At 64.8% G+C, this 20,193-nt stretch carries 19 protein-coding genes; 14 read left to right on the top strand and 5 right to left on the bottom strand.

Features of this window, described 5'->3' with window-relative positions:
* The first annotated feature begins 39 nt into the window (after nt 1-39).
* The 7 genes from NP825_RS06665 to NP825_RS06635 all read left to right on the top strand — a co-directional run bounded on the left by NP825_RS06665 (nt 40) and on the right by NP825_RS06635 (nt 7,133).
* Nucleotides 40-528: a prepilin peptidase gene (locus NP825_RS06665; protein ID WP_257549647.1), complete on the top strand. Its 489-nt coding sequence runs from the start codon at nt 40-42 to the stop codon at nt 526-528.
* A 44-nt stretch (nt 529-572) separates the two neighbouring features.
* Nucleotides 573-1,613 (top strand): Flp pilus assembly protein CpaB, encoded by a 1,041-nt coding sequence (gene cpaB, locus NP825_RS06660; protein WP_257549644.1) that lies wholly within the window; start codon nt 573-575, stop codon nt 1,611-1,613.
* 1 nt (nt 1,614) lies between these two features.
* Nucleotides 1,615-3,087, top strand: coding sequence for a type II and III secretion system protein family protein (locus NP825_RS06655; protein ID WP_257549642.1), 1,473 nt, complete (start codon nt 1,615-1,617; stop codon nt 3,085-3,087).
* A 23-nt stretch (nt 3,088-3,110) separates the two neighbouring features.
* The gene (locus NP825_RS06650; protein WP_257549641.1) at nt 3,111-3,761 is read left to right on the top strand and encodes a CpaD family pilus assembly protein; all 651 of its coding nucleotides are present in this window, start codon (nt 3,111-3,113) and stop codon (nt 3,759-3,761) included.
* Complete coding sequence (locus NP825_RS06645; protein ID WP_257549638.1) at nt 3,758-5,035, top strand: pilus assembly protein CpaE; 1,278 nt, start codon at nt 3,758-3,760, stop codon at nt 5,033-5,035. Before NP825_RS06650 ends, NP825_RS06645 begins: the two co-directional genes overlap by 4 nt.
* Nucleotides 5,036-5,116: 81 nt before the next feature.
* Nucleotides 5,117-6,076 (top strand): type II secretion system F family protein, encoded by a 960-nt coding sequence (locus NP825_RS06640; RefSeq protein WP_374046539.1) that lies wholly within the window; start codon nt 5,117-5,119, stop codon nt 6,074-6,076.
* A gap of 10 nt (nt 6,077-6,086) precedes the next feature.
* Nucleotides 6,087-7,133, top strand: a complete 1,047-nt coding sequence (locus NP825_RS06635) for a type II secretion system F family protein (RefSeq protein WP_374046538.1) — start codon at nt 6,087-6,089, stop codon at nt 7,131-7,133.
* A 57-nt stretch (nt 7,134-7,190) separates the two neighbouring features.
* Here the strand turns inward: NP825_RS06635 and NP825_RS06630 are convergent, their stop codons facing one another.
* Nucleotides 7,191-8,192: a fumarylacetoacetate hydrolase family protein gene (locus tag NP825_RS06630; RefSeq protein ID WP_257549634.1), complete on the bottom strand. Its 1,002-nt coding sequence runs from the start codon at nt 8,190-8,192 to the stop codon at nt 7,191-7,193.
* 49 nt (nt 8,193-8,241) lie between these two features.
* Entirely contained in the window at nt 8,242-8,655 is a 414-nt protein-coding gene (locus NP825_RS06625; RefSeq protein ID WP_257549632.1) for a hypothetical protein, read from the bottom strand.
* Between the two features lie 149 nt (nt 8,656-8,804).
* Here NP825_RS06625 and NP825_RS06620 point away from each other — a divergent pair, with 149 nt between their 5' ends.
* Nucleotides 8,805-10,031, top strand: coding sequence for an ATP-binding protein (locus NP825_RS06620; RefSeq protein ID WP_257549630.1), 1,227 nt, complete (start codon nt 8,805-8,807; stop codon nt 10,029-10,031).
* On the opposite strand, the gene NP825_RS06615 is transcribed toward NP825_RS06620, so the two are convergent.
* From NP825_RS06615 to NP825_RS06610, 3 genes are all read right to left on the bottom strand, one after another.
* Complete coding sequence (locus NP825_RS06615; protein WP_374046537.1) at nt 10,028-10,753, bottom strand: choice-of-anchor A family protein; 726 nt, start codon at nt 10,751-10,753, stop codon at nt 10,028-10,030. The genes NP825_RS06620 and NP825_RS06615 overlap by 4 nt on opposite strands.
* Nucleotides 10,750-11,118, bottom strand: a complete 369-nt coding sequence (locus NP825_RS23630) for a collagen-binding domain-containing protein (RefSeq protein WP_374046536.1) — start codon at nt 11,116-11,118, stop codon at nt 10,750-10,752. The genes NP825_RS06615 and NP825_RS23630 overlap by 4 nt, the downstream gene beginning before the upstream one ends.
* Nucleotides 11,119-11,265: 147 nt before the next feature.
* Nucleotides 11,266-12,579 (bottom strand): aspartate aminotransferase family protein, encoded by a 1,314-nt coding sequence (locus tag NP825_RS06610; RefSeq protein ID WP_257549628.1) that lies wholly within the window; start codon nt 12,577-12,579, stop codon nt 11,266-11,268.
* Between the two features lie 496 nt (nt 12,580-13,075).
* Here NP825_RS06610 and NP825_RS06605 point away from each other — a divergent pair, with 496 nt between their 5' ends.
* From NP825_RS06605 to NP825_RS06580, 6 genes are all read left to right on the top strand, one after another.
* A complete protein-coding gene (locus NP825_RS06605; RefSeq protein WP_257549626.1) occupies nt 13,076-14,422 on the top strand; it encodes a glutamine synthetase family protein in 1,347 nt (448 codons plus the stop codon).
* Nucleotides 14,422-15,684, top strand: a complete 1,263-nt coding sequence (locus NP825_RS06600; protein ID WP_257549624.1) for an FAD-binding oxidoreductase — start codon at nt 14,422-14,424, stop codon at nt 15,682-15,684. The genes NP825_RS06605 and NP825_RS06600 overlap by 1 nt, the downstream gene beginning before the upstream one ends.
* A 13-nt stretch (nt 15,685-15,697) precedes the next feature.
* Nucleotides 15,698-17,089 carry a glutamine synthetase family protein gene (locus NP825_RS06595; protein ID WP_257549621.1) on the top strand — a complete coding sequence of 464 codons (1,392 nt, stop codon included), beginning with the start codon at nt 15,698-15,700 and terminating at the stop codon, nt 17,087-17,089.
* Nucleotides 17,090-17,182: 93 nt separating this feature from the next.
* Nucleotides 17,183-18,289, top strand: a complete 1,107-nt coding sequence (locus NP825_RS06590; RefSeq protein ID WP_257549619.1) for a PotD/PotF family extracellular solute-binding protein — start codon at nt 17,183-17,185, stop codon at nt 18,287-18,289.
* A gap of 151 nt (nt 18,290-18,440) precedes the next feature.
* Nucleotides 18,441-19,346 carry an ABC transporter permease gene (locus NP825_RS06585; RefSeq protein WP_257549617.1) on the top strand — a complete coding sequence of 302 codons (906 nt, stop codon included), beginning with the start codon at nt 18,441-18,443 and terminating at the stop codon, nt 19,344-19,346.
* Nucleotides 19,346-20,191, top strand: a complete 846-nt coding sequence (locus tag NP825_RS06580) for an ABC transporter permease (RefSeq protein ID WP_257549615.1) — start codon at nt 19,346-19,348, stop codon at nt 20,189-20,191. The genes NP825_RS06585 and NP825_RS06580 overlap by 1 nt, the downstream gene beginning before the upstream one ends.
* Nucleotides 20,192-20,193: the final 2 nt, after the last annotated feature.

Here is a 20,193-nt window from a genome sequence, read left to right as displayed (position 1 = left end):
GTTACTCTTTGGTAAGCCATGATGTGTAGGGGAAAACCGATGCAAAGCGGCTTCGTTTCCCTATGCCTGATGGCGCTTCTCGGCGTGCTGATGATCGCCGCGGCGGTCAGCGACCTACGCTCGCGCACCATCTCGAACGGCCTGAATGCGGCGATGGCCTTGCTCGCCGTCCCCTTCTGGATCGCCGCGGGATGGGCGCTATGGCCCGATATTCCGCTTCAGTTGGCGGCTGCGTTCGGCGTCTTCCTGCTTTTTGCCGGACTGTTCGCTATCGGCGCGATGGGCGGCGGCGACGTGAAGATGATCGGCGCGGTGATGCTGTGGATTCCGCTGCCGCTGTTCGTTCCGATGCTGACCATCATGGCGATCGGCGGGGGCATCCTGTCGGCCGTCATGCTGATCCAGTCGAAAATAAGGCCTTCGGACAAGGTGATAGAGGTTCCTTATGGCGTGGCGATCGCGATCGCCGGTCTTTGGGCGCTTCACCAACAATATCTTAACCACTTTCAGTCTATCGCATCGAGTTGAGGGCAAGCGCCACCATCTCTGGTTCGGCGTAGGAGGCGAAAATCGTGGATACACGAAAGATTATGCTGATCGTCGGCGCGCTGGTCATTGCGATCGGGGCTGCGTTCGGGGTCAATCAGATGATGCGCGGCGCGTCGACGCCGACGGCACGCGCGGCGGCTGCACCGGAAATCAACGGACCCATGATCCTTGTCGCGACCCGGCAGCTGCCGGCCGGCACGATCATCGGCCCCGACAGCTTCCGCTTTCAGCCCTGGCCGAAGGAACTGGTCGAAAAGGCCTATTTCCTGAAGGAAAAGACCGACGTCCAGACTCTGGTCGGCACCGTCGTGCGCTATCCGATCACCGCGGGGCAGCCGCTGACGCAGGGCGCGCTCGTCCATCCCGATGATCGCGGCTTCCTCGCCGCGGCGCTTGGGCCGGGCATGCGCGCGGTGACGGTCAAGGTTTCGCAGGAACAGGGCGTCGCCGGCTTCGTCTTTCCGGGCGACCGCGTCGACGTGGTTCTGGCGCAGGAGCTCAAGATCAAGGAAGGCAGCGCCTATCCCGACGACGAACTCTATACGGCAGAGACGATCGTCCGCAACGTTCGCGTCCTGGCGACCGACCAGCGCTACGATGCCGAGGATGAAACCGGCAAGACGCCGGTCCGCACCTTCGGCTCAGTAACGCTCGAGGCGACGCCCGATATCGCGGAGAAGATCGCCGTCGCGCAGAATATGGGCAAGCTGTCGCTCGCGCTCCGTCCGCTCGCCGAAAACAGCGGCGATCTGGAAGCCGCGATCGCGTCGGGCGAAGTCAATGTTCCGGCCGGCGGCGGCACCGCCGCCGAAAAGAAGATGCTCGCCGAGGCCGCCGCACGGCCGACCGCGAACAAGAGCTCAGCCACCACGGGCGGCGACGTCTCCCGCTTCTGGGTTCCGGTAAGCGGCCGCGTATCGGCCCCGCGCCAGCAGCCGCAGCAGCAATCCTTCAGTGGCGGCGGATCGCCCGTGACCATGGGCGCCCCCGCGGCACCGAGGGGCCCGGTGGTCCGCGTGACGCGCGGCGACAAGATGACCGAAGTTCCGGTTGGGGGTAAGTAAGATGACCAGCAAAACCCGTTTCAAGGCGGCCGCGCTCGCCCGCACTCTGGCGATCGGCCTGGTCGCGGCGACCCTGATCTCCGCCCCGGCGCAGCAGGCTTCGGCCCAGGCAACGCAGAATGCCAGCAGCAGCATCGACCTGTCGGTCGGCCGCGGCCGCCTGGTCAGCCTGTCGGCGCCGATGACCGACGTCTTCGTCGCCGACGACAAGGTCGCCGACGTCCAGGTCCGCTCGGGTCGCCAGCTCTACGTCTTCGGCAAGGCGCCGGGCGAGACGAGCATCTATGCGACCGACGCCAGCGGCCGGGTCGTCTATTCGACCGTCGCCCGTGTCGGCAACAATATCGAGACGATCGACCAGATGCTGACGCTGGCGATGCCCGATGCGAAAATCACCTCGAACACGATGAACGGCTTCGTGCTGCTCACCGGCACGGTCGCGTCGCCCGACGACGCCGCCGAGGCCGAGCGGCTGGTCCAGGCCTTCGTCGGCGACCAGACCAAGGTACTGTCGCGCCTGCGCACCGCGACGCCGCTGCAGGTCAATCTGCAGGTCCGCATCGCCGAAGTGAACCGCTCGCTGGTCAAGGAGATCAGCGGCAACATCCTGACGCGGGACAAGAGCAGCGGTTTCCTGGGCGGGGTGTTCCGCGGCCGCAATCCCGGCACGATCACCTATAACCCCGATGGTACCAAGACCGTTGAGTTCAGCACCCCGGCCGGAACCAGCAGCCTGGCCGGCGCCGGCCGCCTGTTCGGGCTGGACCTGATCGCCTCGCTCGACCTCGGCGAGCGTTCGGGCCTGGTCGCGACGCTGGCGCAGCCGAACCTCACCGCGATGTCGGGTGAGACCGCCGACTTCCTCGCGGGCGGCGAATTTCCGATCCCGATCCCCGGCAATTTCGCCGGCACGACGATCGAATATCGCAAATATGGCGTCAGCCTCGCCTATACGCCGACGGTGCTGTCGAACGGCCGCATCAGCCTGCGTGTTCGCCCCGAAGTGTCGGAACTGTCGACCGAAGGCGCGATCGAGATGCAGGGCTTCCAGATCCCGGCGCTCACCATCCGCCGTACCGAAACGACGGTCGAACTGGGTTCGGGTGAAAGCTTCATGATCGCCGGCCTGATGAACAATCGTTCGATCGGCGCGATCGACAAGATTCCCGGTCTCGGCGACGTGCCGATCCTCGGTACGCTGTTCAAATCGGACAGCTTCAAGCGCGGCGAGACCGAACTCGTTATCGTCGTGACGCCCTATCTGGTTCAGCCGGTGTCGGCGAACGAAATCAAGCTGCCGACCGACGCCTATCAGGATGCCAACGATCTTCAGCGCCTGCTGCTCAATCAGACGAGCGACGGCGTGACCGGCGGCGACCGGCCGAAGCCGTCGCTCGATACGGCGGTCGGCGACGCGGATCGCCCGCGCGGCGGCGGCGATGTCGCGCCCGGTTTCAGCCTGAACAAGAAGTGACGCTGGTTTTGGGGAGCAGAGTGATGAGCAAAATCGCAACTTGGACCGCCGCCCTGGCACTGGCAACGTCGCTGACGGGGTGCACCGGGGCCGCAAACAGCAACCACAGCCTCGAATCGGTCCACCAGCCGGTGGTCCGCAACACCATCCACCAGTTCGACGTCGCCGTCGGTAGCGGCGATCTGGTGCCGAGCGAACAGGGCCGCCTCCAAGGATGGCTCGACGCGATGGGTATCCGCTACGGCGATCGCGTCTCGATCGAGGATCCGTCGGTATATGGCGCGGGCGAAGCGCAGGCGACCATCCGCGCGATGGTCGAACGCCGCGGCCTGTTGCTGAGCCCCGACGTTCCGGTGACGACCGGCGCGGTGCCGCCGGGCTATGTCCGCGTCATCGTGACGCGCGCGTCGGCGCATGTGCCGGGCTGCCCGGACTGGTCGAGCAAATCGTCGATCAATCCGACCAACGCGACCTCGTCCAACTACGGCTGCGCGACGAACAGCAATCTTGCGGCAATGGTCGCCGACCCCAATGATCTGATCAAGGGCAACCGGGCCACGGTCAACGATCCCAACGCGGCGACACGCGCGATCAAGACCTATCGGGAAAAACCCCAGACGGGCGCCGGCGAACTCAAGGCCACGTCAACGAGCAACAGCGGAGGCGCTCAGTGAACGCTCCTTTCAAAGCAGCCGGGCTGCGTGATCCGTTCAACGCCTTCGTCTGCGACGACGATACGCTGGAGCTGATCCGCGTCGCCGCCGCCGACCTCGGCTGGCCGATCGAAAAATGCAACAAGGGCGGGCTGCGCAACGCCGTCCAGTCGCTTTCGGTGTCGGCGAGCCCGAACATCCTGTTCGTCGACATGTCCGAATCGGGTGACCCGATCAACGACATCAACGCGCTCGCCGAAGTCTGCGAGCCGGGCACGGTCGTGATCGCGGCGGGCCAGGTGAACGACGTTCGCCTATACCGCGACCTCCTGTCGAGCGGCATTCAGGATTATCTGCTCAAGCCGCTGTCGCTCGACCAGGTGCGCGAGAGCTTCACCATGGCGCAGGCGATGCTGTCGGCGCCGAAGCACGCCGACATGCACGACGACAAGCCGCACCATATGACGGCGGTGGTCGGCGTGCGCGGCGGGGTCGGCGCGTCGCTGGTGTCGACGTCGCTGGCCTGGGTGATGAGCGAACAGGGCAGCCGGCAGACGGCGCTGCTCGACCTCGACGTGCATTTCGGAACCGGCGCGCTGACGCTCGACCTCGAGCCCGGCCGCGGGCTGATCGACGCCATCGACAACCCCAGCCGCATCGACGGCCTGTTCATCGAACGCGCGATGGTGCGCGCCTCCGACAAGCTCAGCCTGCTGTCGGCCGAGGCGCCGATCCATCAGCCGGTGATGACCGACGGCTCGGCCTTCTTCCAGCTCGAAGAGGAATTGCGCGGCGCGTTCGAAATGACGATCGTCGATATTCCGCGCCACGTCCTGATCCCCTTCCCGCACCTGGTGCAGGAAGCGGGCACAATCCTGCTCGTCAGCGACGTGACGCTCGCCTCGGCGCGCGATACCATCCGCCTGCTTTCCTGGTTCAAGCAGCATGTGCCGGGCGCCCGCGTGGTGCTGGTCGCGAACAAGTTCCAGAATGCCATCGGCGAACTGTCGCGCAAGGAATTCGAATCGTCGATCGAACGTCCGATCGACATCACGATACCGTTCGATCCCAAGCTGGTCAGCCAGGCCGCGAAGCTCGGCAAATCCTATGCCGAAATCTGCAAGGGCACCAAGGGCGCCCAGGCTTGGACCAGCCTGATGCGCGTCATCATCGACGGCGCCGACGAAAGCAGCGAGGAAGCGGCCATCGCCGGCAAGGCGAAACCGGGCGGCGGCTCGCTGCTCGGCAAGCTCGGCGGCCTCGGCACGCTGGTCGCGAAGAAGAGCGCGAAATAAGGACGCCGCGGCGGCCGGGACACCCCGGCCGTGGCGGCCTTCCAAGCAGGAAACGGACAAAAGGCCATTATGAACCTGCCAATGATCCTGACCGTCGCCGCCGCCATGGTGGCGCTTGCCATGCTGGTTCTCGCCTTTGCGGGGCCGTCGGCCGGCAAGGCGAAAAGCCGCCGGCTCGCATCGGTGCGCGATCGTCACGCCGCGTCGACCGAAGCGGTCGTCGCGGCGCAAATGCGCAAGACGATCCAGGCGGTCGGCGGTCGGGGCGGGAGCAGCCTCTCCGACCTGGTGCCGCGCCGCGACCTGATGGAAAAGCGGTTGCGCCGCGCGGGCAAGGGCTGGAACCTCACCCAATATATATTCTGGTGCATGGGCCTGTTCGTCGTCGCGACCGGCGGATTGCTCGTTCTGCGCACGCCCTTTTTGCTCGCCGTGATGGCGGGGCTGCTGGCCGGCATCGGCCTGCCCCACGCCTATGTCGGCAAGGTCATCGCGAAGCGCGTCCAAAAGTTCAACGCCCGCTTTCCCGACGCGATCGATCTGCTCGTTCGCGGCCTGAAATCGGGTCTTCCCGTCACCGAGACCTTTCAGGTCGTCAGCCAGGAACTACCGGGCCCGGTCGGCGAGGAGTTCCGGGGCGTGGTCGAGCGTATCCGCATCGGCAACACGATGGAGGCCGCGCTCCAGGAAACCGCAGAGATGATCGGAACGCCCGAATTCCAGTTTTTCTGCATCACCATCGCGATCCAGCGCGAGACGGGCGGCAACCTGGCCGAAACGCTGGCCAACCTGTCCGAAGTGTTGCGCAAGCGCGCGCAGATGAAGCTGAAAATCCGCGCCATGTCATCGGAAGCCAAGGCATCGGCCTATATCGTCGGCGCCCTGCCCTTCTTCGTGTTCGGCGTCGTCTGGTCGATGAATCCCGACTATCTCGCGGGCTTCTTCTTCGAACAGCGTCTGATCATCGCGGGAATCGGGGGGCTGATCTGGATGACCATCGGTGCCCTCATCATGAAAAAAATGATCAGCTTCGAGATCTGAAGGGCGGCAGATGAACAGCAATTTCCTTCTTGCCGCATTTTCGGGAGCGCAGCCCGGCCCGACGCTGATGGGTGTCGACGTCGTCTGGGCCGCGACGATGCTGGCCGCGGTCGGCGTCGGCGCGGTGCTCTTCGCCATCTATGGCGCGCTGACCGTCCGCAACCCGATGGCAAAGCGCGTCAAGGCGCTCAACGACCGCCGCGAACAGCTCAAGGCCGGGATCACCGCCTCGACCGCCAAGCGTCGCGCGAAGCTGGTCCGCAAGAACCAGACCGCCGACAGGATGCGCACCTTCCTCGGCCGGCTCCAGGTGCTGCAGGAAGGGCAGATTCAGGACGTCCAGCAAAAGCTGGCGCAGGCCGGCATCCGGTCGAAGGATCTGGCGGTCACCGTCATCTTCGGCCGTCTCGTGCTGCCGATCCTGTTCGGCGGGCTTGCCGCCTTTCTGATCTATTGGGTCGACATGTGGCCCGACATGACGCCGTTCAAGCGTTCTGGCTTCACGATGGCCGCGCTAATTCTGGGTTACAAGGCGCCCGATCTGTTCGTGCAGAACAAGCGCCAGAAGCGCACCGACGCGATCCGCAAGGGCCTGCCCGACGCGCTCGATCTGCTCGTCATCTGCGCCGAAGCCGGCCTGACCGTCGACGCCGCCTTCTCGCGCGTCGCGAAGGAACTGGGCCGCGCCTATCCCGAACTCGGCGAAGAATTCGCGCTGACCTCGATCGAACTCGGCTTTCTGACCGAACGTCGGCAGGCGTTCGAGAATCTCGCCTATCGCGTCAATCTGGAATCGGTGAAGGGCGTGGTCACGACCATGATCCAGACCGAAAAATACGGCACGCCGCTGGCGAGCGCGCTGCGCGTGTTGTCGGCCGAATTCCGCAACGAACGCATGATGCGCGCCGAGGAAAAGGCCGCGCGCCTGCCCGCGATCATGACCGTGCCGCTGATCCTGTTCATTCTGCCGGTGCTGTTCATCGTCATCCTCGGCCCGGCGGCCTGTTCGCTGAGCGACGCGATGTCGGGCGGCGGGTTCGGCAAAAGCGCCGGTTAAACCCGGATCCCTGGCGATAATCGAAGGGGCGGGAGCGATCCCGCCCCTTTTCGTTTCTCAGCCGACCTGCTGTTCGATCGCGCCGAAAATGCTGTGATGGCGCTCGTCATCCATCCAGATGCGCACGACGTCGCCCTTTTGCATGAAGGGCGTCTTCGGTTCACCCTGCCGGATGGTCTCGACCGTCCGCACTTCGGCGAGGCAGCAATAGCCGAGCCCGCCCTCGCCGATCGGCTTGCCGGGACCGCCGTCGGCGTCGCGGTTCGACACCGTTCCCGACCCGATGATCGTCCCCGCACCGAGGTTACGCGTCTTCGCCGCGTGCGCGATGAGCTGGCCGAAGTCGAAGGTCATATCGACCCCCGCGTCGGCGCGGCCGAGCGGCTGCCCGTTGAGATCGACACACAGCGCGCCGTGCAGCTTGCCGCCCTGCCAGCGATCGCCCAGCGCTTCGGGCGTGACGAACACCGGCGACATGGCGGACGACGGCTTCGACTGGAAGAAACCGAATCCTTTGGCGAGTTCGGCCGGGATCAGCCCGCGCAGCGACACGTCGTTGGTCAGGCCGACGAGCAGGATATGCTCGCGCGCCGCGACCGGATCGATCCCGGCCGGCACGTCGCCGGTAACGACGACGACCTCCGCCTCCATGTCGCAGCCCCAGGCTGGATCACCGAGCGGGATCGGATCGCGCGGCGCGAGAAAGGCATCGCTGCCGCCCTGATACATCAACGGATCGTGCCAGAAACTGTCGGGCATCTCCGCCCCGCGCGCCTGTCGTACCAGCGCGACATGGTTCACATAGGCGCTGCCGTCGGCCCATTGATAGGCGCGCGGCAGCGGCGAGGCGGCATCGCGCTCGTGGAACCGCTCTTTCGGGATCGCATCGTGATTGAGGTCTTCGGCCAGCGCGGCGAGGCGCGGCGCGGCATAGGCCCAGTTGTCGAGCGCATATTGCATCGTCGGGGCGATCTGGCCGGCGTCGGCGTACCAGGCGAGATCGTCCGACACGACGACCAGCCGCCCGTCGCGGCCGGCTTTGAGCGAAGCTAGTTTCACATATATCCCTTTGTCTGGCGATGCCGTTCATCGCCCGAGACGGGGATGATCAGCGCGGCATCTGGATCGATGCGAAACAGGTAAAGCCGCTCTGCCCCGCCTGCAAGCGCCGGATATATTGGAGATAGGCTTGCGACTGGTTGTAGGTCGCGCCGGGCAGCGTCTGACCGCGAAACGCACGCCGAACCTCTTCGCCCGTAAAGGGACGCGGCGAGCCGGGAAAGGCACCCTTGGTTCCCGCCGGCACCAGCTTGCCGCTTGCGTCGATATATTGACCGGCCGCGGTCGGCCCGGGCACCGGAATCTGGCAGTTCATCACCGATACCGCGGTCTGGGCAAAGGCGGGCCGGATCGTCAGCGCCGCCGACACGCCCACCGCGCCGAGCGCCAGCATCCGGCGCCGCGACGGCACGCCTTCTTCGTCGTGAACGGGATTTTCGGCCGGGATATCACTGTTTTCCATCGCGAAGCGCATAGCTCAATGCGGCGGACAGGAAAAGCGAAACACCGCGCCCATCGCGGCGCTTCCCGCAATGGGACATGTCCCGAACGAGGGTTAACGGCCGCGAACATCCTTGCACGGCCCCTCGCTTCATGCGAGGCGCAGAGGCGATGTTCGATCGCCTTTCGAGCCTTGTCGCCGCCCTGACGTTGATTGCGGTCGCGGCGATCTTTGCCGCGCTGGCCGGCGGTGACGCGCTGACGATCGTGATTCTGGCGCTGGCGGGCATCGTCGGCGCGGCCGCGGTCTATACCGCTCTCCCCGCGCAGCTTCCCGAGCCGCAGGCGCCGTCCCCGGTCGAAGCGCCCCTGTTCTCGCTGCTGCGTCACCCCGATTTCGCGCTTTGGGTCGATCAGGAGCAGGAGCCGCTGATCGGGGTCGACGGCACTATCGTGACGATCGCCAACGATGCCGCGGTGCGCCTGCTTGGTCGGCACATCGTCGGTGCGGACGTCCGCACCGCGATCCGCCACCCTGCCGCGACCGAATGGCTGGCGCGCATCGGCGGCGAAGCGCCGCTCGAAACGCTGAATCTCGTCGACTTTCCGCGCCCGGGACAGCGCTGGACGATGCGTGTCGCGGCGCTGTCGGGGGACGACCGGATCATCTTCCTGTCCGACCGCACGGCGATCGACGCTGCCGATCGCATGCGATCGGACTTCGTCGCCAACGCCAGCCACGAGCTCAGGACGCCGCTGGCGGCGATCCTCGGCTATGTCGAGACGTTACAGGACATGGATGGCGAGGCCGATGGCCCGATGCGTCACCGCTTCCTTTCGATCATCGAGCGCGAGGCGGGCCGCATGCAGCAACTCGTTATCGACCTCCTGTCCATTTCGCGTGTCGAGGCCGACCGCTTTCGCCGCCCGACGGCATCGGTCGATCTCGCCGCGATCGTGCGCAATACGATCGCGCAGCTACAGGACAGCGAAGCCGCACGCCCCAAGGATATCGTCGCGCGGTTCGGAACGGAAAAGCAGCCGATGCTTGGCGACGAGGCACAGCTTGGCCAGCTCGTGCACAACATCGTCTCGAACGCGATGAAATATGGCCGCGCCGGCACGCCGGTGACGGTCGAACTGGCCCGCGAAGGACAGCGCATCCGCCTGTCGGTCAGCGACGAAGGCGACGGCATCGCCCCCGATCACCTCCCGCGCCTGACCGAGCGATTCTACCGCGTCGACGAGGCACGCAGCCGCTCGGTCGGCGGCACCGGCCTTGGTCTCGCGATCGTCAAGCATATCAGCGAGCGCCATCAGGGGCTGCTCGATATCGAAAGCGCGCTTGGGAAGGGCACGCGGGTTTCGGTGGCCTTCCCGCTCGCGGACGGCGCCTAATCCTCGCGCTTCGCGCGCCGCCGCCGCAGATAGATCAGCCCCGCGACGCCCAGGCCGAACAGCCCGACCATGCCGGGTTCGGGTACCGGCACCGGATCGCCGCCCGAGCTGGAGCCGCCGCTCGACGACCCGCCCGAGGAGGAACCTCCCGACGGCGGCGGCGAATAAGTGCCATTATACGTGCCGATGTGCATCTCGCCATTCTGCTTGAGATTGCCGAAGACTGCCGAGCCCTGGATGTAATTGCGCGTTTCTGCATCGGCGAGCGGCGCGAGCACCGAGCCGCCCCAGGCGGTGGTGACGTTCAGTTCCTCGGCGTCGGGGAAATTCCAGATGACATGCTCGCCGAGGTTGTTCGTTCCGCCGAGGAAATTGTCGTTGAGGTTGATCGCCCGGCCGGTGACGTTGACGATCGCGGTGTCGGCTCCGTTCAGGTTGAACTGAATCTCGCCGATCTTGTCGAGGTCGGCGGCGCTGATATTGAATACCGCCATCCCCTTCGCATCGGGCTGGGCATTGAAAATGCCGCGGTTGCCCTGGATGCTGAGCTGGCTGTTCGAGGTCAGCGTTCCCATCGCATAGGACAGGCTGCCCATGCTGTCCTTGAGGTCGCTTTTCTGCTGCTGGAGCTTGACCGTGAAGGCGGGGTCGCTCGTGCCGAGGTTCGAGAGGACGGTGTTCTGGTTGACATTGGTGTTGCTGATCGTCCCGCCGACCTTCACCGTCTGCGGCGCACCGTTGAGGTTGAAACCGCTGCTGACATTCCCCCGACGACCGCGCCCGAACTATTGTTGAGATTCTTGTGCCCGCCGGTGACATCGCCGACGACGGTCAGCCCCGGCTGGCCGTTGGCAGAGGGCGTGCCACCGCGAATGTTGTAGTTCGACGAATTGCCGGTCAGATTGCCGCCGACGAATGTCCGCCCCTCGACCTCTGACGAGGATTCGAGATTGCCGAGGACGACAAGATTCCACTCCTTGAGCGCGTCGATCCCGGTGATCGACGAACCCGACTGCGCCAGCACGGGCAAAGCCGCCAGCGACGCCGCGACGACCGCCGGGGCGAGGTAACGAAAAGCAAAGGACACTGTAAAAACCTGTATCAAGGGGAGATTCGCCGATTCCGGCGTTGCGGGCCTTTACCGCATTTGGTCTTCATAGACCATAGGCTGTTCGTCCCGTTTCGGCACAGCCGGGTCGTTCGCCCTGCGAGGCGTGGCAAATCTGCGGCAGCGTCAGTCGATCGCGTTCAGCAGATCGCCAATCTTGCCGAACATCTCGTCGATCTGGACCTTCTCGACAATCAGCGGCGGCGACAGTGCAAGGATGTCGCCGGTCGCGCGGACGAGCAGGCCGTTGTCGAAGCAGGCATGGAACAATTCCATCGCACGCGCGGTCGGCGCGCCGGGGCGCGGTTCGAGTTCGATGCCCGCGACCAGCCCGACGGTGCGAATGTCGATGACATGGCGCCGGCCCTTCAGGCTGAACGCGGCCTCTTCCCAATAAGCGGCGAGTTCGTTCGTACGGTCGAACAGGCTTTCGCGCGCATAGAGGTCGAGCGTCGCCAGCCCGGCGGCGCTCGCCAGCGGGTGCCCCGAATAGGTGTAGCCGTGGAACAGCTCGATCCCGCCCGGAACGCTGTCGATCACCGCGTCGTGCAACTCGCGCTTCACCGCGACCGCACCCATCGGCACCGCGGCGTTGGTCAGCCCCTTCGCCATCGTGATGATGTCCGGTGTGACGCCCCACGCCTCGGCCGCGGTCGCGGCGCCGACGCGGCCGAAGGCGGTGATCACCTCGTCGAAGATCAGCAGGATGCCGTGGCGGTCGCAGATCTCGCGGAGCCGCTGAAGATAGCCGTCGGGCGGCAACAACACTCCGGTCGAGCCCGCCATCGGCTCGACGATCACCGCCGCGATCGTTTCCGCCCCGTGCAGATCGACGAGGCGCTGGAGGTCGTCGGCGAGTTCGGCGCCATGCCGCGGAAAGCCGCGCGTGAAGGCGTTGCGCGCCAGGTCGTGCGTATGGCGAAGATGGTCGGTGCCAGGAAGCCCGGGCCAGGTCCGGCGATTGCTGACGATGCCGCCGACGCTGATCCCGCCGAAACCGACGCCATGATAGCCGCGCTCGCGCCCGATCAGCCGGGTGCGCGTTCCCTGCCCCCTCGCGCGCTGCACCGCGAGCGCGATCTTGAGCGCGGTATCGACCGACTCCGACCCGCTGTTCGTGAAGAAGATGCGGTCGAGCCCCGCGGGCATCAGCGCGCCAAGCCGCTGCGCCAGCTCGAACGGCGCCGGGTGGCCAAGCTGGAAGGTCGGCGCGAAATCGAGCGTCGCCGCCGCCTTGGCGATCGCCTCGGTGATCTCGGGCCGGCAATGGCCGGCGTTGCTGCACCACAGGCCCGCGGTGCCGTCGAGAATCTCGCGCCCGTCGCCCGATCGGTAATGCATGCCGCTCGCCGCGACGAGCTGGCGCGGATGCGCCTTGAAAGACCGGTTCGCGGTGAAGGGCATCCAGAAGGAGGCCAGAACGTCGTTGTCACCCTGCATTGCGCATCTCCATGACCGTCCGACGCGCCCGCGCTGTTCCGTGTAATTTTATTCCAAAGGTCACGAAAGTCACGCTACGTCCCCCTCTTGTTTCGCCCCTGTCGATGGATACGCCATGCAGGGCGCGATCGCAGGAGACGGGATGCGCGGGCATCGACATGGCGTAACGCTATCGCGCCCGAATAAAGTAGGACAGCGAAAAATCGCCTGACGGAATGGCGGCTTTGGGGTGGGGAGCTGCCCCTCCCCACCTTCGTCATTCCCGCGAAAGCGGGAACCCAGTATGGGGTTAGCCGACGCATGCTCTGGGTCCCCGCTTTCGCGGGGATGACAAAGTTAGGAGATGCCGGGCGGCCGCTTCCGGTCGAAACCAGACATTCGCTCCCTAAAGATCCACGGAAAAATGGCCGATACCGGCCCCTCTGGCGCTTCGTCCGGGGTTGCGATAGGCTGGCCTTCCACAAGCGGGCCGGTTCCTCGGCCCAATCGGGGGCGCATGGCGGTCAATCTGGAACAATGGATCAGCGAGCACGCGGTCGACGAAGTCGAATGCATCGTCCCCGACATCAACGGGGTCCAGCGCGGCAAGGTGCTGCCCGCCAAGAAGTTCCTCTCGTCGGTGAAGGACAAGTCGCTGCGCATTCCCGGCAGCGTTTTCATCTGCACCATCGACGGCCATTACCCGGAGGATATCGACGATATCTGGGACAAGGATCCCGACAAGATATTGCTCGCCGACCCCGATACCATCTGCGTCGCGCCGGGCTTTACCTCACCGACCGCCTTCGTGATCGCCGACGCCTATAATGGCGACGGGACCGAGGTCGACATCGCGCCGCGGACGATCCTGAAAAAGGTGCTCGCGCTCTATGCCGACAAGGGATGGAAGCCGATCATCGCGCCCGAGGTCGAATTCTATCTCGTCTCGCAGAACGCCGACCCCGACTTTCCACTGACGCCCCCCGTAGGCCAGTCGGGCCGCAGCGAGACCGCAAGCCAGCCCTATGGGCTGGAAGCGATGAACGAATATGAGGATATCATCGATCATATCTATGACGATTGCGAGTTGATGGGACTCGATATCGACACGATGATCCACGAAATGGGCGCGGCGCAGCTCGAGGTGAATTTCATCCACGGCGACCCGCTGCGCCTCGCCGACGAGGTCTTCCTGTTCAAGCGCGTCGTCCGCAATGTCGCGAAGCAGCACAATGTCTATGCGACTTTCATGGCGAACCCGATGGCGGGCCAGCCGGGCAGCGCGATGCATATCCACCAGTCGGTCGTCGACGCAGAGACCGGGCGCAACCTGTTCGCGACCGCCAATGGGCGCGACAGCGCGGCGTTCCGTTCCTATGTCGCGGGGCTCATCCGCTTCATGCCGCAAATCTCGCCGATGTGGGCGCCGAACGTGAACAGCTTTCGCCGCATGCGCCCAGACAGCGCGGCGCCGATCAATGTGCAATGGGGCGTCGACAATCGTTCGTGCGGATTCCGCGTGCCGGTCTCCGACCGCAACAACCGCCGCGTCGAGAACCGTCTGCCCGGCGCCGACAGCAATCCCTATCTGGCGATCGCGGCATCGCTCGTCTGCGGCTATATCGGCATGGTCGACCGCATGGTGCCCCCGAAGCCGATCACCGGCAGCGCCTACAACCGCGCACGCACCCTGCCCCGCACGTTGGAAGCAGCGCTCGACCGCTTTGCTTCGTGCAAGAAGGTCCGCAACCTGCTCGGCGACGATTTCTTCGAAATCTTCTTCGCGGTGAAGGATTATGAGCTGTTCAACTATCAGTCGGTAGTGTCGAGCTGGGAGCGCGAACATCTGCTGATGCGGGTGTGATGATCGACCGGCTCGCCGACAGCTATTACGCCGCGAACGCGCAGGATTGGCGGCCACGCCCCTTCGATGGGGAGCTGGCGTGCGACGTCGCGGTGATCGGCGGCGGCTTCACGGGTCTCAGCGCCGCACTGGCCTGTGCCGAGCGCGGCTTTTCGGTGATCCTGTTCGAGGCCGAGCATATCGGCTTCGGCGCCTCGGGACGCAACGGCGGGCAATTGATTCCCGGCCTCCGCTGGACGGCGTCGGAACTGGAAGCAGAATTGGGCCGCGACCGCGCCGATGCGCTGTTCGACCTCTGCTGGCGCGACAATCGGGTGAAAGCGCGGATCGCCCGGCACGGCATCGCGTGCGATCTCAAAACCGGCCATTTGGAGGCGGCGTGGACGCCGAAGGATATGGGCGCAATGCAGCGCGAGGCCGATTACCTCGCCGCGCGCTTCGGCTATGCAAGCGATAGTGTCGCGAAGGCCGACATGGGCGCGCATATCGCGAGCCCGCTCTATCATGGCGGCATCCACGATCCGCAGGGCGGGCATTTCCACCCGTTGAACTATGCGATCGGGCTAGCGAAAGCGGCGGAAGCCGCCGGGGTTCGCATCGTCGAAAAAGAGCGCGTCACGGGGCTCTTCGATTTCAACCCCGGCGAATTGCTCACCCGCGACGCATCGGTCGAAGCGCGTTATTTCATCGACGCGACCGATAGCTGGATCGGCGAGGTCGAGCCCGATCTCGGCCGCTACACCGTGCCGATCATGAACTATAATATCGCGACCGCGCCGCTCGCGAACGCCGATGAGTTGCTCCCCAGCGACGCCGCGATCGCCGACAGCCGGTTCGTGCTCAACTATTTCCGCCTCTCGGCCGACAAGCGCCTGATCTTCGGCGGCGGCGAGCGCTATTCGCAGACCCCGCCGCGCGACATCGCCGCCTTCGTGCGGCCATTCATGGCCGAGGTGTTCCCGCAGATCGCAGAGGCGAAGATCGATTATGGCTGGGGCGGCGCGGTCGCGGTGACACGCAGCCGGCTGCCGCATATCGGGCGGCGCGGGAATATCTTCTTCGCGCACGGCTTTTCGGGGCACGGCGCGCTGGTGACGACGCTCGCGGGCGAGTTGATCGCCGAAGCGATGGCGGGAACGGCCGAGCGGTTCGACGTGCTGGCGAGCCTGCCGTCGCGGCCGTTTCCCGGCGGCACATGGCTCCGCCGACCGCTCGCCACGCTCGGCCTGCTCTGGTATGCGCTGCGCGACCGATTGGGGTGAAGGAGCGTAATCCATGTCGAAGTCATCGGGCGTGATCGCCCCGAGGTCGGAGGCCGAGGCCTTTTTCGCGGCCAATCCCGACGTCGATTCGATCGAGCTCATCTATACCGACATGGGCGGCGTTCCGCGCGGCAAGCGGCTGCGCCGGCACGAAGTGCTCGCGGTCTATGACAGCGGCCGGATGATGCCGGGATCGATCACCGTCGTCGATATCACCGGGCAGGACACGGTCGAGACCGGCCTCGTGTGGGAAGATGGCGATGCCGATCGCTCGATGAAGCCGGTTCCCGGAACGCTCGTCCGCACGCCGTGGGGCGGCGACCAGGCCGCGCAATTCCTGACCAGCTTCTACGAACTCGACGGCACGCCGCACGACCTCGACCCCCGCCACGTCCTCGGCCGCGTGCTCGATCGTTTCGCCGCCGACGGGCTGACGCCGGTGCTCGCAATCGAGCTCGAATTCTACCTCGTCGATCCGCGCCGCGCGCGCGATGGGACGATCCGCCCCGCCCACCCCGGTTACAGCCGCGATACGCCGCGCAATGTCGAGGTCTATGGCCTGCGCGAGCTCGACGATTTCCGGCCCTTCTTCGACGCGCTTTATGCAGCGGCCGATGGACAGGGCCTGCCGCTCGAAAGCACGATCTCCGAATTCGCGCCGGGCCAGTTCGAGCTGACCCTGCGCCACAAGCCCGACGGCTTACGCGCCTGCAACGATGCGATCATGTACAAGCGGCTGGTCAAGGCGGTCGCGCAGCAGCACGGCCTCGAGGCAACCTTCATGGCGAAGCCCTTCGCCGAACAGGCGGGCAGCGGGATGCATATCCATGTCTCGGTCGATGACGCGAGCGGCGCGAACATCTTCGCGAGCGACGATCCCGAGGGCACGCCCGCGCTGCGCCATGCGATCGGCGGGATGATCGCCAGCGTCGGCGACGGCTTCGCGCTTTTCGCGCCGCACGCGAACAGCTATCGTCGCTTCAAGGCGAACAGCTATGCCCCGGTCGCGCCGACCTGGGGGGTCAACAACCGCACCGTCTCCTTCCGCATCCCGGCAGGGCCGCCCGCGAGCCGCCATGTCGAGCATCGCGCCTGCGGCGCCGACGCCAACCCCTATCTCGCGGCCGCGGCGGTGCTGGCGGGGATGCATCACGGGATGATGAACAAGACCGATCCCGGCGCGGCGGTCGTCGGTAACGGCTATGACCGGGAGAACAGCGGCGGCGAGAAGCCGCCGTCGAACTGGTTCGCCGCGGTCGATCGTTTCCACGCCTCGGCGTTGATGCGCGACTATCTCGGCGACCGCTTCGTCGACATGTTCAGCATCGTGAAGCGCGTCGAGCAGGACCATTATTTCAGCGTCGTTCCGACGCTCGATTACGACTGGTATCTTCGCAACGCATGATCCATTCAAAAATTTGCGCGACGCCGCAAAATAGCCTCTTTCCAACCCGCCATTATTGAGTCAGCTTCACCCATTGAAACAGGGAGGCCGGCCATGGATCTGAAGGAACTCTTGGGGCAAAGCCGCGGTCGCCGTTCGTTGCTTCAGGCGCTGGGGGTCGCGGCGGTCGGGATCAGCTTTGGCGGGCTCGCGGCGTGCGGCAAGGGCGAAGGCAAGAAGCTCGCGAACGGCGAGGAAGCCAAGCTCAACTTCTATAATTGGGACACCTATATCGGCGAGACGACGCTCGACGATTTCAAGGCGGCGACCGGCGTCGACGTCACGATGGACCTGTTCGACAGCAACGATACCCTGTTCGCGAAGTTCAAGGCGGGCAATCCCGGCTATGACGTGATCGTGCCGTCGAACGACTTCGTCGAGCGCATGATCCGCGCCGACATGCTGCAACCGCTCGACCATGCGCAGATTCCGAACATCAAGAATATCGACCCGAGCTTCATGAACGTCGATTACGACCCGGGCCGCAAATTCTCGATGCCCTATACCTGGCTGGTGCTCGGCATCGGCTATCGCAAGTCGAAGGTGAAGGCGAAGCCGGATAGTTGGAAAGTGCTGTTCGACAGCGACGAATATAAGGACCGCATCGCCTGGCTGTCCGAAGCCGGCGACATGTACCGCCTCTACGGCAAATATCTCGGCAAGTCGGTCAATGCCCTCACCCCCGCCGATATCGAGACGATCTCGGCGATGATGATCAAGCAGAAGCCCTATGTGAAGAAATTCCACGAGGACGACGGGCAGGACCTGCTGATGAAGGGCGATTGCGACGTCGTGCTCGAATATAATGGCGACATCGCGCAGGTGATGACCGAGGACGACGACCTCGATTTCATCGTGCCGAAGGAAGGCAGCCAGTTCAATTCGGACACGCTCGCCATCCCGAAGGGCGCGCCGCATCCGAAAAACGCCCACGCCTTCATCAACTATATGCTCGATGCCGAGGTCGACAAGAAGATCACCGAAACGATCCTCTTCCCGACTCCGAACGCGGCGGCCAAGGCGCTGATGCCCGACAGCTACAGGAACAACCCCGTCATCTATCCGCCCGCCGACGTCCTCGCGCGGTGCGAATATGCGAAGTTCAACGAAAAGCTCCAGCCGCTCTACGAGGAAGCCTTCACCAAGGTGCGGGCGGCGTAAGCCGTGGGCGCGTTCACCAGCCTCGTCATTGCGAGGGCCGAAGGCCCGCGGCAATCCAGAGCGGGCGCAAACCGCCCTGGATTGCTTCGCTCCGCTCGCAATGACGGAGTGTAATATCGCAAGCGCATCATAGTCTGGAGGCATCGGGGGGATGGCCGAGCAGGACTGGAAAGCCAACAAGAGGGGCTTCGCGGCGGTATCGCTGCCGACGCTGCTATGGACGCTCGTCTTCTTCGTCGTCCCGATGGCGATCGTCTGGTTCTACAGTTTCGGCGAGAATGCCGGGCTCAACGAAATCCACGTCTCGGGCACGCTCGACAATTACAAGCGTGCGACCGAGTGGCTCTATCTCGGCATCTTCGGCAAGAGTTTCGCGGTCGCCGCGCTCGTCACCCTGATCTGCCTGATCGTCGGCTTTCCCGTCGCGATGGCGATCACCTTCGCGAGCGAGAAATGGCGGCCGTGGCTGCTGCTCGGCATCATGCTGCCCTTCTGGACCAACCTGCTCGTCCGCACCTATGCGCTGATGATCCTGCTCGGGCAGCAGGGCTATGCCAATAAGGGGCTCGGCGCGCTGTGGGGCGGCGCGAGCTGGGTGAAGACGCTGATCGGGCTCCAGCCGCTGCCAACGTGGGAGCCGGTGCAGCTTCTCTTCAATAATTTCGCGGTCGTCTTCGGGCTCGTCTATGTCCATTTGCCCTTCATGGTCCTGCCGCTCTATGCCGCGCTCGACCGGCTCGATCGCAGCCTGATCGAGGCGAGCCTCGATCTCGGCGCGGGGCATTTCCGCACGATCCTGCGCATCGTCGTTCCGCTCGCCGCGCCGGGGATCGTCGCCGGCGTGATGATCACACTGATCCCCGCGCTCGGTGCCTACCTCACCCCCGACCTGATGGGCGGCACCGACAGCCAGATGATCGCGAACGTGATCGAGCGCCAGTTCAAGAAAGCGAACGACTGGCCCTTCGGCTCGGCGCTGTCCTTCATCCTCATCTATGCGATGTTCATCCTGATCGCGCTGCAATCGATGCGCCGGAAAGGGCCGGAGACCCTCTGATGGCGCTCTTCTCCCGAACCGCGATCGCCCCGCTCGAATATAGCCGCACCCTGTGGATGCGGCTCTGGGTCGGCGCGGTGATGGTCTTTCTCTATGCGCCGCTGATCGTGCTGATGATCTTCAGCTTCAATGACAGCAAGCGCAACGTCGTCTGGCGCGGCTTCACGCTCAAATATTACGACAAGGCGCTGAACAACGACGCGCTGATCGAGGCGCTGGTCAATTCGCTGACCATCGCGGCGCTCGCGACGGTGTTCAGCCTGATCCTCGGCGCGGTCGCGGCGGTGATGCTGTGGCGCTTCCGCTTTCCCTTCAAGGGCGCGGTCGACGGGACGATCTCGCTGCCGATCATCGTCCCCGAAATCTGCATGGGCGTCGCCTTCCTGATGTTCTTCGCCAAAGGGCTCCACTGGCCGACCGATCTCGTCTGGCCGCTCAACTTGGGCGCGATCACCATCGCGCACATCACTTTCTGCTTCCCCTTCGTGACGATGGTCGTGCGCTCGCGCCTCGCAAGCTTCAACCGCGAGCAGGAGGAGGCCGCGAAGGACCTCGGCGCGGGCGAATGGCAGATGTTCCGCGACGTGCTGATCCCGCACATGAAGCCGGCGCTGGTCGCGGGCGCGCTGCTGTCCTTCACGCTCAGCCTCGACGATTTCGTCATCACCTATTTCACCAGCGGGCCGGAGACGATCACCTTTCCGGTGAAAGTCTATTCGATGCTCCGCTTTTCGGTGACGCCTGAGGTCAACGCGGCCTCGACCATCCTCATCATCCTGACCGTCGCCCTGACCGCCATCGCGCTCAAGCTGCAGGGCGTGAAAGCCATTGCGGAAACCCACTGACC

The organism is Sphingopyxis sp. DBS4 (assembly GCF_024628865.1).
In the GTDB taxonomy this organism is placed as follows: Bacteria; Pseudomonadota; Alphaproteobacteria; order Sphingomonadales; family Sphingomonadaceae; genus Sphingopyxis.
The sequence above is the reverse complement of the archived record's forward strand: the minus strand, read 5'-3'. Positions and strand labels throughout refer to the sequence as shown.

Coding starts and splice junctions, on each gene's coding strand:
- NP825_RS06600 (WP_257549624.1), top strand. CDS start 14,422: ATGATCGACCGGCTCGCCGACAGCTATTACGCCGCGAACGCGCAGGAT.
- NP825_RS06590 (WP_257549619.1), top strand. CDS start 17,183: ATGGATCTGAAGGAACTCTTGGGGCAAAGCCGCGGTCGCCGTTCGTTG.
- NP825_RS06650 (WP_257549641.1), top strand. CDS start 3,111: ATGAGCAAAATCGCAACTTGGACCGCCGCCCTGGCACTGGCAACGTCG.
- NP825_RS06585 (WP_257549617.1), top strand. CDS start 18,441: ATGGCCGAGCAGGACTGGAAAGCCAACAAGAGGGGCTTCGCGGCGGTA.
- NP825_RS06620 (WP_257549630.1), top strand. CDS start 8,805: ATGTTCGATCGCCTTTCGAGCCTTGTCGCCGCCCTGACGTTGATTGCG.
- NP825_RS06655 (WP_257549642.1), top strand. CDS start 1,615: ATGACCAGCAAAACCCGTTTCAAGGCGGCCGCGCTCGCCCGCACTCTG.
- NP825_RS06625 (WP_257549632.1), bottom strand. CDS start 8,655: ATGGAAAACAGTGATATCCCGGCCGAAAATCCCGTTCACGACGAAGAA.
- NP825_RS06665 (WP_257549647.1), top strand. CDS start 40: ATGCAAAGCGGCTTCGTTTCCCTATGCCTGATGGCGCTTCTCGGCGTG.
- NP825_RS06635 (WP_374046538.1), top strand. CDS start 6,087: ATGAACAGCAATTTCCTTCTTGCCGCATTTTCGGGAGCGCAGCCCGGC.
- NP825_RS06580 (WP_257549615.1), top strand. CDS start 19,346: ATGGCGCTCTTCTCCCGAACCGCGATCGCCCCGCTCGAATATAGCCGC.
- NP825_RS06605 (WP_257549626.1), top strand. CDS start 13,076: ATGGCGGTCAATCTGGAACAATGGATCAGCGAGCACGCGGTCGACGAA.
- NP825_RS06595 (WP_257549621.1), top strand. CDS start 15,698: ATGTCGAAGTCATCGGGCGTGATCGCCCCGAGGTCGGAGGCCGAGGCC.
- NP825_RS06640 (WP_374046539.1), top strand. CDS start 5,117: ATGATCCTGACCGTCGCCGCCGCCATGGTGGCGCTTGCCATGCTGGTT.
- NP825_RS06610 (WP_257549628.1), bottom strand. CDS start 12,579: ATGCAGGGTGACAACGACGTTCTGGCCTCCTTCTGGATGCCCTTCACC.